Consider the following 13,134-nt stretch of genomic DNA (forward strand, 5'->3'; position numbering starts at 1 on the left):
GATCACTCCGGCCGGATGGAACGGCCGCGGCCGATGCCCCAGTAGGCGATCCCGGCTGCTTCCACGTCCGCCGGCTCGTACAGGTTGCGGCCGTCGAAGAGCACGCCATCGCCCAGCCGCGCCCTGATCTGCGCGAAATCCGGGCTGCGGAACTGCTTCCACTCGGTGATGACGACCAGCGCATCGGCGCCCTGCAGCGCATCGCCGGCGCTGTCGCACAGCACGAGGTCGTCGCGGTCGCCGAAGATGCGCCGCGCCTCTTCGCGCGCTTCCGGGTCGTAGGCGCGCACGCGTGCGCCGGCGTCCCACAGCTGCTGCACGAGCCTGCGGCTCGAGGCCTCGCGCATGTCGTCGGTGTTCGGCTTGAACGCCAGGCCCCACAGCGCGATCGTCTTGCCGCGCAGCGCCGCAGCGCCGCCGTAGTGGCGCACGGCCAGTTCGAACAGGTGCCTCTTCTGCCGGTCGTTGACCGATTCGACGGCATCGAGCAGGGTCGGCTCGTGGCCGTGCTGGACGGCGGTGCGCGCCAGCGCCTGCACGTCCTTGGGGAAGCAGGAGCCGCCGTAACCCGCGCCCGGGTAGATGAAGTGCCAGCCGATGCGCGGGTCCGAGCCGATGCCCTTGCGTACCTGCTCGATGTCCGCGCCCACCTTCTCGGCGATGCCCGCGATCTCGTTCATGAAGCTGATCTTGGTCGCGAGCATCGCGTTGGCGGCGTACTTGGTCAGTTCGGCCGAGCGCACGTCCATGGCGACGATGCGGTCGTGGTTGCGGTTGAACGGCGCGTACAGCCTGCGCAGCCGCTCGATCGACGCCGGGCTCGAGGTGCCCAGGACGATGCGATCCGGTCGCATGCAGTCCTCGACCGCGGCGCCTTCCTTCAGGAACTCGGGGTTGGAGACCACGTCGAAGGCAATGTCGACGCCGCGCGCCGCCAGTTCGGCGGCGATGGCGTCGCGCACCTTGTCCGCGGTGCCGACCGGCACGGTGGACTTGTCGACGACGATCGCCGGCGCCTGCAGGTGCCGGCCGATCGTGCGCGCGACCGCCAGCACGTACTGCAGGTCGGCGCTGCCGTCCTCGTCCGGCGGCGTGCCGACGGCGATGAACACGACCTCCGACGCCGCGATCGCGGCCGCCGCGTCGGTCGTGAACTTCAGGCGCCCGGCGGCGTGGTTGGCCCTGACCATCGGCTCCAGGCCCGGCTCGTAGATCGGGATGACGCCCGCTTCGAGTCCGTCGATCTTGCGCTGGTCGATGTCGACGCAGACCACGTCGTGCCCGACTTCCGCCAGGCAGGTGCCGCTGACGAGGCCGACGTAGCCGGTTCCGAAGATCGTGACGTGCATGCGTGGAGTCTGGCGCCGGCTTATTTCGCGCCGCTGACGATGTCGAGCAGTTCCACCTCGAACACCAGCGTCGCGTTCGGTCCGATCGGGCCACCCGGCGTCCCTTGCTCGCCGTAGCCCAGCGCACCCGGGATCCACAGCTTGTACTTGCTGCCCACCGGCATCAGCTGCAGGCCTTCCTGCCAGCCCGGCACGACCTGCGCCAGCGCGAACTCGACCGGCTCGCCGCGCGCGTAGGAATCGTCGAAGGTCTCGCCGTCGAGCAAGGTGCCCTTGTAGTGCACGCGCACGGTGTCACCGGCCTTGGGCCTGGCGCCCTGGCCCTCGCTCAGCACCTGGTACTGCAGGCCCGATGCGGTGGTCTTCACCTCGGGCTTCTTGCCGTTGTCGGCAAGGAACTTCCCGCCTTCCTCGGCGTTCTTCTTGCCCGATTCCTCGAACTCGGCCATGTGCCTGGCCTGCATGCGCATGCTGAAGGCCTGCATGACTTCCATCGCCTCCTGCTGGCTCAGGCGCGGCTCCTTGCCGTCGATCGTTTCCTTCATGGCCTTGACGATGGTGTCGAGGTCGACCTCGTCCTTCGCGCCCTTCAGGCTGTCGCCGATCTGCATGCCGATCACGTAGCTGACCTGCTCCTTCTCGGTCTTCAGGCCGGCCTTGGCCGCCACCGCCGGCTTGTCGTCGCCGCTGCCGTCGACCGGCTTGCCGGTGTCCTTGTCCAGCGGCTTGCAGGCCAGCAGCGCGGCACAGAGCGCCACGCCGAGCACGGCCAGCGGGATGGAACGCATCGAAACTTTCATCGGGAACTCCTGGACAAAAAACAACCTTGGGGAGACGCGGCCAATGCCGCATGGAACCGGGGACCGGATTCAGAGGATCTCGAGCAATTCGACCTCGAACACCAGGGTCTCGTTCGGACCGATGTTCGGCGGGCTGCCGCGCTGGCCGTAGGCCAGTTCGCCGGGAATCCACAGTCGGTACCTGGCGCCGACCGGCATCAGGGTCAGGCCTTCGGTCCAGCCGGCGATGACCTGGTTCAGGCCGAACTCGGCGGGCTCGCCGCGGCCGTAGGAACTGTCGAACTCGGTGCCGTCGAGCAGGGTGCCGCGGTAGTGCACGCGGACCGTGTCGCCGGGCCTGGGTCGCGGGCCCGATCCCTGCCGCAGCACGCTGTACTGCAGGCCCGAGCCGGTGGCGAACACGCCCTTGCCGAGCCGGTTCTTCGCCAGGAAGTCGGCGCCCGCCTGGCGGTTGGTCTCGGCCTGGCGCGCGGCCTGCTGGCGCCCGCGCTGCTCCAGCGCCGCGCGCGCGACCGAGGCCTGGTCGGTGGACAGCAGCGGCGTGCCGCCCTCGATCGTCGTGCGCACGGCCTGCACCAGCACCGGCACGTCGATGGTATCGGCCAGCGGCGCCAGCGAACGACCGGCGTCCAGGCCCAGCATCAGCCCGACCTTGCCCTTGTCGATCGCCGGCGGCTGCGCGCCCGGCGCCAGTCCCGGCACCCGTTTGCCGCTGCGCGCGGCGATGCGCTGCATCAGCACCGGCCCCAGGGCCGCCACCTCGGCGTCGCCGATCAGCGGCTCGCCGCCGGCCAGCGCCTGCGCGAACGCACGCTCGAAGCTGGCGAAATCGATATCGGGACCGACCGCCTCGAGCGAGCGGCCCACGTCCATGCCCATCAGATAGCTGACCTGCTGGCGCTCGCCGGCCAGCGCGGTGACCGCGCCCTGCGCCTGCATGGCCGTGGCCGCGCCCGAAACGAGCAGCGCAGACAGGCCCAGCGTGGCCAGGCCACGCGCGAAAGGATTCATTGGACGGGAAACTCCGGCACGCGCCGGCAACCGCGGCGCAATGCCGTTATTGTCGCGAGCCGCGCCCGCCACGGCAATCGGCAACGCGCGGGACGGCCGATCCCCGTTCAGCACGTCAGCCGACGTTCGGCTTGCGCGCCTTCAGCGCCCGTTCGATCGCGGCCACGATGGCCGGATCCTCCGGCACCGTCTTGCTGCCCCACGAGGCGACAACCTTGCCGTCGCGATCGACCAGGTACTTGTGGAAGTTCCACGCCGGCGCCTCGCCGGTGGCCTTGGCCAGGTCGCGGTACAGCGGCGTGGCCTCGTCGCCGATCACGTGCACGCGCTCGAACATCGGGAATTTCACGCCGTAGGTCAGCGTGCAGAATTCCTGGATCTGCTTTTCGTCCTCGAACTCCTGTTCCCTGAAATCCGCGGACGGAAAGCCCAGCACCGCGAAGCCCTGCGCCTTGTAGCGCGAGTGCAGTGCCTCCAGCCCCTCGAACTGCGGCGCGAAACCGCACTTGCTCGCGGTATTGACGATCAGCAGCACGTTGCCGCCGTAGGTCGCGGCGAGGTCGACCTGCTCCTTGCCGGTCAGCGGCCGGTAGCTGCGGTCGAGCAGGCCCGAGGCCGCCGCGAGGCCCGCGGACACCACCAGCAGCAGGAAAACGGCAGCGTATCTGATTGATTTCATGACATTTTCCGTGAAATTTCGGGAGATGGGCGCAGCACCATGACTTCAGTTGGGTCGGATTTCCACGCAAAGCGCTTGACCCTGCGTGTTCTGGTGTTATAGTTGAATACAACACCTATCCACCCGAGCAGGACGTTCATCATGAACCGCAAGCTCCGCAACACGATACTGGCTTTCTCCGTCTCCGGCGTGATGCTGGCCGTCGGCCTGATGGCAGCGCGTCCGGTCCTTCCCGACGCCGCGCCCGCGACCGGCACGATGGCGGACGTCCCGACCCCGACCCGGGACCAGCCGCTGCCGCCGCTGGCCACGCATGCGGACGCCGACGCCCTCTCCATGCGCATCGATGCCCGCAGCCGCCGGTTCGAGGCCGAACTGGCGAAGGCCGAGTCGCTGGAACACGCGCTCGCAACCACCGCAAGCTTCGTCACCGTGGTCGCCACCGAGGCGGCGCTCGCCGAAGTCGTGTCCCTGGGCGCCGTGGAAGAAGCGGAGCGCGCGAGCGAAGAAGCCTCCACCCGGCGCAAGCGCCGCGCCGGCAGCGTGCGCAGCGCGATCGCCGTCCCCTACTTCTCGTTCGCGCGCGGGACGGGCCGCGGCGACCGGAGCTGATGCCATGACCAACATCCAGTGGAGCGATGGCGCTCCGATCTACCGCCAGCTGAAGGAACGCGTGATCGCGATGATGCTGGACGGAGTCCTCAAACCCGGCGACGCGCTGCCCTCGGTGCGCCAGGTCGCCGCCGAATACCAACTGAACCCGATCACCGTCTCCCGCGCCTACCAGGAGCTGGCCGACGAGTCGCTGGTCGAAAAACGAAGGGGCCTGGGCATGTACGTTACCGACGAAGCCGCGAAGAAACTCCTGCTCAACGAGCGCGACCGCTTCCTGCGCGAGGAATGGCCGCTGGTGCTGGAACGCATCCAGCGGCTGGGCCTGTCGCTCGACGAACTGATGCGGGCGCAGCCGGAAGGAGGCGCGCGATGAACGCCGTCGTCGACCACCTGCAGGTCGTCCATGCCCGCGGCCTGCGCAAGGCCTACCGGAACAAGCTCGCGCTCGACGGCACCGGCTTCCGCATCGAGGCCGGCCGCATCGTCGGCCTGATCGGCCCCAACGGCGCCGGCAAGACCACCGCGCTCAAGGCGATGCTGGGCCTGATCCCGTTCGAGGGCGAGCTGAGCGTGCTCGGCCGCGACCCGCGCACCCAGCGCGACGCGCTGATGAACGACGTCTGCTTCATCGCCGACGTCGCGGTGCTGCCGCGCTGGATCCGGGTCAAGGAAGCGATCGACTTCGTCGCCGGCGTGCACCCGCGCTTCGACCGCGCCAAGTGCGAGCGCTTCCTCGCCAACACCCAGCTCAAGCCGCGCCAGCGCGTGCGCGAGATGTCCAAGGGCATGATCGTGCAGCTGCACCTGGCGCTGGTGATGGCGATCGACGCCCGGCTGCTGGTGCTGGACGAACCGACGCTCGGCCTCGACATCCTCTACCGCAAGCAGTTCTACCAGCGCCTGCTGGAGGACTACTTCGACGAGCAGAAGACCATCATCATCACCACCCACCAGGTCGAGGAGATCGAGCACATCCTCACCGACGTGATGTTCATCCGCGACGGCAGGATCGTGCTCGACGCGCCGATGGAGGACGTCGGCCAGCGCTTCGTCGAAGTCCTGGTCAACGCCGACCGCGCCGAGGCCGCGCGCCAGATGGGACCGATCGACGAGCGCGCCCTGCCCTTCGGCAAGACCGTGATGCTGTTCGACGGCGTGTCCCAGGCCGCGCTGTCGTCCTATGGCGAGACCCGCACGCCCGGCCTGGCCGATCTGTTCGTCGCCACGATGAAAGGAACCTACGCATGAACGCCGTCGTCGACACCCAGGCCGACACCCCGCGTCCGGCCGGCGCTGCGCACGTCCACCGGACGCACCGCTTCCGCTGGCTGCTCCGGCGCGAGTTCTGGGAGCACAAGGGCGGTTTCCTCTGGGCGCCGCTGGTCGCAGGCGGCATCTCGCTGCTGCTGTCGGCGATGGGCATCGTCCTGGCCATGGTCGCGGCGAGGGAACACATGCCCGAGACCGCCAAGATCTCGCTGGACGACGGCACGCAGATCCAGATCAACGGCATGGATCTGGGCATGCTGACCTCGCAGCTGGGCCACAAGGAACTGGCGCAACTGGGCGACGGCCTCGACCTGACCCTGATCCTGGCCTCGAGCTGGCCGTTCATCGTGCTGGCGTTCGTGATGTTCTTCTACTGCCTCGGCACGCTGTACGACGAGCGCAAGGACCGCAGCGTGCTGTTCTGGAAGTCGCTGCCGTTGTCGGACACCTCCACGGTGCTGTCCAAGGTCGCCAGCGCCGCGATCGTCGCCCCGCTCCTGGCCACGCTCGCCGCGATCGCCACGCTGTTCGGCTTCCTGGTGCTGATCAGCCTGGTGACCCTGGTCTACGGCGGCAATCCGGTCGCCCTGCTGTGGGGTCCGTCCAGCCCGCTGCTGATCTCGGCGCAGTACCTCGCCGCGATCCCCGTGTACGCGCTGTGGGCGATGCCGACCATCGGCTGGCTGATGCTGTGCTCGGCCTGGGCGAAGAGCAAGCCGTTCCTGTGGGCGATCATGATCCCGCTGTTCGCCGGCATCTTCGTCGGCTGGCTGGAGTTCCTGGGCGTATTCGACGACCTGACCTGGCCGTTCTTCAAGAACATCGTGCTGCGCATGCTGACCAGCGTGTTCCCGATGACCTGGATGGACCTGCAGTACCTGGAACACGTCGATTTCGACAGCCCCGGCGCCGCGAGGAACCTGATGAACCCGGTCGGCGTGTACAGGAACCTGGCCAGCACCAACCTGTGGATCGGCGTGGCCGCCGGCGCCGCGATGATCTTCGCCGCCATCCGCCTGCGCCGCTGGCGGGATGAGGGGTGAGCCCGAGCGCTTGCGAACTGGCCTATCGCCAGTTCGCGCTCGGGCGAACGCCTGGCCAAGGATGGCCGGGCCGGACGATCCGAAGCCAATGTTGTCTCGCCATGGACGGCAGCAGAAATTTCACAGGTCAGCGGCACTGCCGCGTGGCCTGCCGAACGCCCGGCCATGGATGGCCGGGCCGGACGATCCGAAGACGGTAATGTCTCGCCACGGATGGCAACCGTAGTCAGTCGAGAACCAACTGCTCCGCCCCCCGTCACAGATCACCACGCCGCAGCGTCAGAGAACCCGTCACCATCCGCCACGGATGGCAACAAGAATCCCGGAAATGTCGCCGAGGAAGCCGCCCATGAAAGCCGTTGCCACCTTCGCCCTGATCGCCTGCATCCCCTTGCTCGCCGCCTGCCAACGCGACGCCGCGCCACCGGCCGCGCAGCCCGACGCCGCGGCAAACGCCGCGCCCAAGACCGCGCTCGGCCGCACCGTCGCCCGCGCCCTGGACGAGGCGCGCAAGGAACTGCGCGAGAACAACCTGAGCCTCAACGGCGACTACGACGTCCGCATCAACGGCAAGCGCGTCAGCCGCAAGACCAGCGACCTGCCGCCGGCGGAGATCACCCCGGACGGCGACCTGATCGTCTCGGGCAGGACGATCGCGATGGACGAGGCCACCCGCGAGTTGGCGCGCGACTACCGCACCCACATCATCGCGATCGCCGAGACCGGCATGGACCTCGGCGTGCAGGGGGCCGACCTCGGCATGAAGGCCGCCCGCGACGCCATCGGCAGCCTGTTCCGCGGCGACACCGAGGAAATGGAGAAGCGCATCGAGGCCGAAGCCCGCAAGCTCGAAGCCTCCGCGACGCAGCTGTGCGACCGCCTGCCCGCCCTGCTGGCCTCACAGCAGGCGCTCGCCGCCGCCGTGCCGGAGTTCGTGCCGTATGCGCGGATGGACGCCAGCGACATCGACGACTGCGGGAAGGACGGCGACTCCGGCGATGAAGCCGGCGACGCCGCCATGAACGCCGCTGCGGAAGCGGATGCGGCGGCGGACGAGGCCTCCACACGTTGAGGATGCGGTTCGAGTCCCGTCGGCCAGCCGGGTTCGAGGGATTGTCGCGAGATCTGGTCGCGCCTGAAGGGAACTTCTAAAAACTGTCATTTCGAACGCAGTGAGAAATCTTGCTTTTCAAGCGCTTGGATTTCTCACTGCGTTCGAAATGACAAATTCGGGATTTTCAGAAGTTCCCTGAAGGCAATCCTGCAAACGCATATCGCCTGCAAGAGCGCCTTCAGGCGTGACCGGATTTCGCCGAAGGGCGTAAACCATTCGCGCCCCCGCCGCATCCAATCCTCGATCCCATCCCACAGGAACGCCCATGTCCCGCCATGCCGCCACCGCCTTGCTGCTGCTCGCCGTCGCCTCCGGCCCTGCCCTCGCGGACCAGTGCCAACATTCCGCGCCGCGCAGCCTCGACCTCGATTTCTCCGGCGTGAAGTCGGTGATGTTCGATGTCGGCCATCACGAACTGCGCGTCAACGCCGCAGCGGGCGCGACCGGCGCGGTCAAGGGCCGCGCCTGCGCCTCCGACGCCGATCGCCTCGACCGGCTCACGCTGACGCAGGAGCGTCGCGGCGACAAGCTGGTCGTGCGCCTGGCGTCCGACAGCAGCTGGAGCGGACTCTCGTTCGGCGCCCGCTACGCCTATCTCGCGCTGGAGGCGAGCGTGCCCGACAGCGTGCTCGTGCAGGTCGACGTCGGCTCCGGTGACGCCTGGGTCACCGGCGCATCCTCGCTCAGCGCCGACGTCGGTTCGGGCGACGTCGAGGCGCGCCGCACCAGGGGCCTGGTGACCGCCAAGGTCGGCTCCGGCGACCTCAAGGTGGACGACGCCGGCGCACTGAACGTGCTGTCCATCGGCTCGGGCGACGTCGAGGCCGCGAACCTGCGCGGCGACGCCGAAGTCGGCAGCATCGGTTCGGGCGATTTCAACCTGGACCGGGCGACCGGCAGCGTGAAGATCGGCTCGATCGGCTCCGGCGATGCGGAGCTGTCCGGCATCGGCGGCAGCGTCACGGTGCGTTCGATCGGCTCCGGCGGGCTGGAGGCACGCGGCGTCGGCGGCGACCTGAGCGTGTCCTCGGTGGGCAGCGGCGACATCGACCACAGCGGCGTCAAGGGCCGGGTCGATCTTCCGCGCAAGCGCTGAACGAGGCCGGGGTGAGTGCTACCGGTACCGGCACGACACTCACCCGCTGTCCCCTCGGCCCATCCTGTCGTCATCCCGGCGAAAGCCGGGATCCATTTTTGCCGTTGCCGTTACCCTTTGAGCGAAAATCAAGATGGATCCCGGCTTTCGCCGGGATGACGGCATTGGTGGGATGACGACATCGTGGGACGACGACACCACGGGATGACGACATTCCGATCCTCGACGCTGCAGGAACGGCGACGCCTCAGCCGCCCCCGCTCCCGCCACCTGCCTGGATCCCGCCCCGTGTCAGCGTCGCCGGGTCGAGCAGTTCCTTCAGCGTCTCCGCCGGCAGCCCGCTGTCCTCCAGCGCGATCTCGAACACCGGCCGGTTCTCCCTGTACGCGCGCTTGGCGATCGCCGCCGCCTTCTCGTAGCCGATCACCGGGTTCAGCGCCGTCACCAGGATCGGATTGCGGTCGAGCGCGGCGTTGATGTTGTCCTTGCGCAGCTTCAAACCGGCGATCGCGCTGTCCGCCAGCAGCACGCTGATGTTCGACAACAGCGTGATCGAATCGAGCAGGTTCGCCGCGATCAGCGGCAGCGCGACGTTGAGCTGGAAGTTGCCGGTCTGCCCGGCGACCGTGATCGCGGCGTGATGGCCGATGACCTGCGCCGCCACCATCACCGTCGCCTCGGGCACCACCGGGTTGACCTTGCCCGGCATGATCGAACTGCCCGGCTGCAGCGCCGGCAGCTCGATCTCGCCCAGCCCCGCCAGCGGCCCGGAGTTCATCCAGCGCAGATCATTCGCGATCTTGATCAGCGCCACCGCCAGCACGTTGAGCTGGCCGGACAGTTCCACCGCATCGTCCTGCGCGGCGATGCCCTCGAACTTGTCGTCGGCCGATTCGAACGTGGTGCGCGTGAGCTTCGACAGCTCGCGCGCCATCTTCTTCCCGAACTGCGGATGGGCGTTGATCCCGGTGCCGATCGCGGTGCCGCCGATCGGCAGCCGGCGCAGGCGCTTGAGCGAATCGGAGATCCGCGCTTGCGCCGAGGCCAGCTGCGACGACCAGGCGCCGAATTCCTGGGCGAAGGTCAGCGGCATCGCGTCCATCAGGTGGGTGCGGCCGGTCTTGACCACCTTGCCGAAGGCGCGGGCGCGGGCGCGGGCGTCGATGGTCTTGCGCAGGTGCTTGAGCGCCGGCAGCAGGTCCTCGACCACGGCCAGCTGCGCCGAGACGCGGATCGCGGTCGGCACCACGTCGTTGGAGCTCTGGCCGAGGTTGACGTGGTCGTTGGGGTGGATCTTCTTCGCGCCGCGCGAGGCCAGCGTGGCGATCACCTCGTTGGCGTTCATGTTCGACGAGGTGCCCGAGCCGGTCTGGTAGACGTCGATCGGGAAATGCGGGTCATGGCGGCCCTCGGCGACCTCCAGCGCGGCGGCGTGGATCGCCTTGCCGGCGCCCTTGGGCAGCAGGTCGAGATCGGCATTGACCGTCGCGGCCGCGGCCTTGACCAGCCCCAGCGCGCGGATGAAGCCGCGCGGCATCGGCTGGCCGGACACCGGGAAGTTCTGCACCGCGCGCTGGGTCTGCGCGCCCCAGAGCGCGTCGGCGGGCACCTGCAGCTCGCCCATGCTGTCGTGCTCGACCCGGAATCCGGCGGCCGCCGGCGCTTGCTTGTCTGACTTGCTCATCGATCCTGGCTCCTTGGGGGAAATGACGGCTGGCAGGGTCGCTGGCGGATCACCACAGGATACGCGACGGGCACCGGCGCTAGAATGCGCGTCCCGCCCGCGTTCGCCCCGCCTTCATGCCCGTCACCGCCCCGCAAGACGCCGCCCTGCTCGCCCTGTCGCCGCTCGACGGCCGCTACGCCGCCAAGCTCGACGCGCTGCGCCCGATCTTCTCCGAGTACGGCCTGATCCACGCCCGCGTGCGGGTCGAGATCGAATGGCTGATCGCGCTGGCCGCGGAGCCGGGGATCGCCGAACTGCCGGCCTTCGACGAGGCCCAGGTAGCGACGCTGCAGGCGCTGTGGCAGGACTTCTCCACCGCCGACGCCGCGCGGATCAAGGAGATCGAGCGCACCACCAACCACGACGTCAAGGCGGTCGAATACTTCATCAAGGAACAGCTGGCGGGCGAAGCGTCGCTGGCGCAGGCGCTGGAATTCGTGCACTTCGCCTGCACCAGCGAGGACATCAACAACCTCGCCTATGCGCTGATGCTCAGCCAGGCGCGGCAGGAGGTGCTGCTGCCGAAGCTGGACGCGCTGATCGGCAAGCTGCGCGAGCTCGCCCACCAGCACGCGGCGCTGCCGATGCTCTCGCGCACCCACGGCCAGAGCGCCTCGCCGACCACGGTCGGCAAGGAGATCGCCAACGTCGTCGCGCGCCTGCAGCGCCAGGGCGAACAGCTGGCCGCGGTGTCGATCACCGGCAAGATCAACGGCGCGGTCGGCAACTACAACGCGCACCTGGCCAGCTACCCGGACGTGGACTGGCCGGCGTTCGCGCAGCGCTTCGTCGAGTCGCTGGGCGAGGAGTTCAACCCCTATACCACCCAGATCGAGCCGCACGACTACGTCGCCGAACTGTGCGACGCGCACAAGCGCATCGGCACCATCGCGATCGACCTGTGCCGCGACGTCTGGGGCTATATCTCCCTCGGTTATTTCAAGCAGGCGGTGGTGGCCGGCGAAGTCGGCAGTTCGACCATGCCGCACAAGGTCAACCCGATCGACTTCGAGAACGCGGAAGGCAACTTCGGCATCGCCAACGCGCTGTTCGAGCACTTCGCCGCCAAGCTGCCGGTCAGTCGCTGGCAGCGCGACCTCACCGATTCCACCGTGCTGCGCGCGCTCGGCACCGCCTTCGGCCACGCGCTGATCGGCTTCGATGCCCTGCTGCGCGGCCTGGGCAAGCTCAGCCCGAACCCCGACCGCCTCGCCGCCGACCTCGACGCCTCGTGGGAAGTGCTGGCCGAAGCCGTGCAGACGGTGATGCGCCGCCACGGCCTGCCCAACCCCTACGAGCAACTCAAGGCGCTCACGCGCGGACAGGGCATCAACGAACAGTCGATGCACCGCTTCATCGAATCGCTCGACCTGCCCGCCGACGACAAGCGCCGGCTGCTGGCAATGACGCCGGGCGACTACACGGGCCTGGCCGCGTCCCTCGCCAGGACGATCTGATCCGATGCGCTGCCTGACCGCTGCCGCCTGCCTGCTGGTCCTCACCGCCTGCCAGCCAGCCGAGCCCGGATCCGCACCGACAGCCACGGCTCCCGACCACGCGCCTCCGGCACCTTCCGAACCGGCCGACATCCCCGCCTGTCCGGCCGATGCCGACGTGATGGCCGGCTGGGACGAGCGCGCCCCGCCGCGGCGGGTATTCGGCAACACCTGGTATGTCGGCACCTGCGGCCTGACTGCGCTGCTGGTGACCTCGGACCAGGGCCACGTCCTGCTGGACGGCGCCACCGAGGCCGCCGCCACGTCGATCGAAGCCAACATCCGCGCGCTCGGCTTCGATCCGGCGGACGTGGCCTACATCGTCAACTCGCACGAACACTTCGACCACGCCGCCGGCATCGCCGGCCTGCAGCGCGCGACCGGTGCCCGGGTGCTGGTCCGCGTACCGGCCGTTCCCGTGCTGCTCAGCGGCAGGAGCGGGCGCAACGATCCGCAGATGCTTGAACTGACACCGTTCCCGCCGGTGGCCGAGGTCGACGTCATCGCCGACGGCGACACCGTGCAGGCCGGCCCGCTGACGCTGACCGCGCATGCCACGCCGGGACATGCCCCCGGCGGCACCAGCTGGAGCTGGCAGTCATGCGAAGGCGAACGCTGCCTGGACATCGCCTACGTCGACAGCGTCAGCGCGATTTCCGACAAGGCGTACCGCTACCTCGACCATCCCGCGACGGTGGATGCCTTCCGTGGCGCGCTAGATACCATCGCAGAGCTGCCGTGTGACGTGCTGATCACCCCGCACCCCCTGGCCAGCGACCTGTTTGCACGCATCGACGGCAAGGCGCCACTGCAGGATGCCGGAGCGTGCAGGCGCTACGCGGACACCGGCCGCGCCAACCTCGACAAGCGCCTGGCCCGCGAAAAGACCGGAGCCGCCCCGTGATCGAGCTCGATGCCCGCAAGCATTTCCCGCTC

General features: G+C 68.6%; 13 protein-coding genes. 8 read left to right on the plus strand and 5 right to left on the minus strand.

The features are described from left to right. Positions 1 to 2: 2 nt before the first annotated feature. The 4 genes from FQY83_RS03865 to FQY83_RS03880 all read right to left on the minus strand — a co-directional run bounded on the left by FQY83_RS03865 (position 3) and on the right by FQY83_RS03880 (position 3,839). Positions 3 to 1,349, minus strand: coding sequence for a UDP-glucose dehydrogenase family protein (locus FQY83_RS03865; protein ID WP_146385142.1), 1,347 nt, complete (start codon positions 1,347 to 1,349; stop codon positions 3 to 5). Between the two features lie 20 nt (positions 1,350 to 1,369). After that, a complete protein-coding gene (locus tag FQY83_RS03870; protein ID WP_146385144.1) occupies positions 1,370 to 2,137 on the minus strand; it encodes an FKBP-type peptidyl-prolyl cis-trans isomerase in 768 nt (255 codons plus the stop codon). 81 nt (positions 2,138 to 2,218) lie between these two features. Continuing rightward, on the minus strand, positions 2,219 to 3,160 hold the full coding sequence (locus tag FQY83_RS03875; protein ID WP_146385146.1) for an FKBP-type peptidyl-prolyl cis-trans isomerase: 942 nt from the start codon (positions 3,158 to 3,160) through the stop codon (positions 2,219 to 2,221). Positions 3,161 to 3,275: 115 nt separating this feature from the next. Then, complete coding sequence (locus tag FQY83_RS03880; protein WP_146385148.1) at positions 3,276 to 3,839, minus strand: glutathione peroxidase; 564 nt, start codon at positions 3,837 to 3,839, stop codon at positions 3,276 to 3,278. Positions 3,840 to 3,980: 141 nt separating this feature from the next. Between FQY83_RS03880 and FQY83_RS03885 the strand changes: the two genes are divergently transcribed. The 6 genes from FQY83_RS03885 (at position 3,981) to FQY83_RS03910 (ending at position 8,976) form a co-directional block, all read left to right on the plus strand. Beyond that, positions 3,981 to 4,451, plus strand: coding sequence for a hypothetical protein (locus FQY83_RS03885; protein ID WP_146385150.1), 471 nt, complete (start codon positions 3,981 to 3,983; stop codon positions 4,449 to 4,451). A gap of 4 nt (positions 4,452 to 4,455) precedes the next feature. Next, positions 4,456 to 4,827 (plus strand): GntR family transcriptional regulator, encoded by a 372-nt coding sequence (locus tag FQY83_RS03890; RefSeq protein ID WP_146385152.1) that lies wholly within the window; start codon positions 4,456 to 4,458, stop codon positions 4,825 to 4,827. Next, on the plus strand, positions 4,824 to 5,702 hold the full coding sequence (locus FQY83_RS03895; RefSeq protein WP_146385154.1) for an ABC transporter ATP-binding protein: 879 nt from the start codon (positions 4,824 to 4,826) through the stop codon (positions 5,700 to 5,702). The genes FQY83_RS03890 and FQY83_RS03895 overlap by 4 nt, the downstream gene beginning before the upstream one ends. Beyond that, positions 5,699 to 6,766 carry a hypothetical protein gene (locus tag FQY83_RS03900; RefSeq protein ID WP_238333388.1) on the plus strand — a complete coding sequence of 356 codons (1,068 nt, stop codon included), beginning with the start codon at positions 5,699 to 5,701 and terminating at the stop codon, positions 6,764 to 6,766. Before FQY83_RS03895 ends, FQY83_RS03900 begins: the two co-directional genes overlap by 4 nt. A 349-nt stretch (positions 6,767 to 7,115) precedes the next feature. Continuing rightward, the gene (locus tag FQY83_RS03905; RefSeq protein ID WP_146385156.1) at positions 7,116 to 7,838 is read left to right on the plus strand and encodes a YggN family protein; all 723 of its coding nucleotides are present in this window, start codon (positions 7,116 to 7,118) and stop codon (positions 7,836 to 7,838) included. 307 nt (positions 7,839 to 8,145) lie between these two features. Continuing rightward, positions 8,146 to 8,976, plus strand: a complete 831-nt coding sequence (locus tag FQY83_RS03910; RefSeq protein ID WP_146385158.1) for a DUF4097 family beta strand repeat-containing protein — start codon at positions 8,146 to 8,148, stop codon at positions 8,974 to 8,976. A gap of 247 nt (positions 8,977 to 9,223) precedes the next feature. Here FQY83_RS03910 and FQY83_RS03915 read toward each other — a convergent pair whose 3' ends face one another. Next, a complete protein-coding gene (locus FQY83_RS03915; protein ID WP_192906660.1) occupies positions 9,224 to 10,660 on the minus strand; it encodes a class II fumarate hydratase in 1,437 nt (478 codons plus the stop codon). 116 nt (positions 10,661 to 10,776) lie between these two features. On the opposite strand from FQY83_RS03915, the gene purB reads away from it, so the two are divergent. Continuing rightward, positions 10,777 to 12,159 (plus strand): adenylosuccinate lyase, encoded by a 1,383-nt coding sequence (purB, locus tag FQY83_RS03920; protein ID WP_146385161.1) that lies wholly within the window; start codon positions 10,777 to 10,779, stop codon positions 12,157 to 12,159. Between the two features lie 4 nt (positions 12,160 to 12,163). After that, complete coding sequence (bla, locus tag FQY83_RS03925) at positions 12,164 to 13,102, plus strand: subclass B3 metallo-beta-lactamase (RefSeq protein ID WP_146385163.1); 939 nt, start codon at positions 12,164 to 12,166, stop codon at positions 13,100 to 13,102. Positions 13,103 to 13,134 lie beyond the last annotated feature (32 nt).

This window comes from Luteimonas marina (assembly GCF_007859325.1).
Taxonomy (GTDB): domain Bacteria; phylum Pseudomonadota; class Gammaproteobacteria; order Xanthomonadales; family Xanthomonadaceae; genus Luteimonas; species Luteimonas marina.

Coding starts and splice junctions, on each gene's coding strand:
- FQY83_RS03895 (WP_146385154.1), top strand. CDS start 4,824: ATGAACGCCGTCGTCGACCACCTGCAGGTCGTCCATGCCCGCGGCCTG.
- FQY83_RS03910 (WP_146385158.1), top strand. CDS start 8,146: ATGTCCCGCCATGCCGCCACCGCCTTGCTGCTGCTCGCCGTCGCCTCC.
- FQY83_RS03905 (WP_146385156.1), top strand. CDS start 7,116: ATGAAAGCCGTTGCCACCTTCGCCCTGATCGCCTGCATCCCCTTGCTC.
- FQY83_RS03875 (WP_146385146.1), bottom strand. CDS start 3,160: ATGAATCCTTTCGCGCGTGGCCTGGCCACGCTGGGCCTGTCTGCGCTG.
- FQY83_RS03900 (WP_238333388.1), top strand. CDS start 5,699: ATGAACGCCGTCGTCGACACCCAGGCCGACACCCCGCGTCCGGCCGGC.
- FQY83_RS03880 (WP_146385148.1), bottom strand. CDS start 3,839: ATGAAATCAATCAGATACGCTGCCGTTTTCCTGCTGCTGGTGGTGTCC.
- purB (WP_146385161.1), top strand. CDS start 10,777: ATGCCCGTCACCGCCCCGCAAGACGCCGCCCTGCTCGCCCTGTCGCCG.
- FQY83_RS03870 (WP_146385144.1), bottom strand. CDS start 2,137: ATGCGTTCCATCCCGCTGGCCGTGCTCGGCGTGGCGCTCTGTGCCGCG.
- FQY83_RS03890 (WP_146385152.1), top strand. CDS start 4,456: ATGACCAACATCCAGTGGAGCGATGGCGCTCCGATCTACCGCCAGCTG.
- bla (WP_146385163.1), top strand. CDS start 12,164: ATGCGCTGCCTGACCGCTGCCGCCTGCCTGCTGGTCCTCACCGCCTGC.
- FQY83_RS03915 (WP_192906660.1), bottom strand. CDS start 10,660: ATGAGCAAGTCAGACAAGCAAGCGCCGGCGGCCGCCGGATTCCGGGTC.
- FQY83_RS03885 (WP_146385150.1), top strand. CDS start 3,981: ATGAACCGCAAGCTCCGCAACACGATACTGGCTTTCTCCGTCTCCGGC.
- FQY83_RS03865 (WP_146385142.1), bottom strand. CDS start 1,349: ATGCACGTCACGATCTTCGGAACCGGCTACGTCGGCCTCGTCAGCGGC.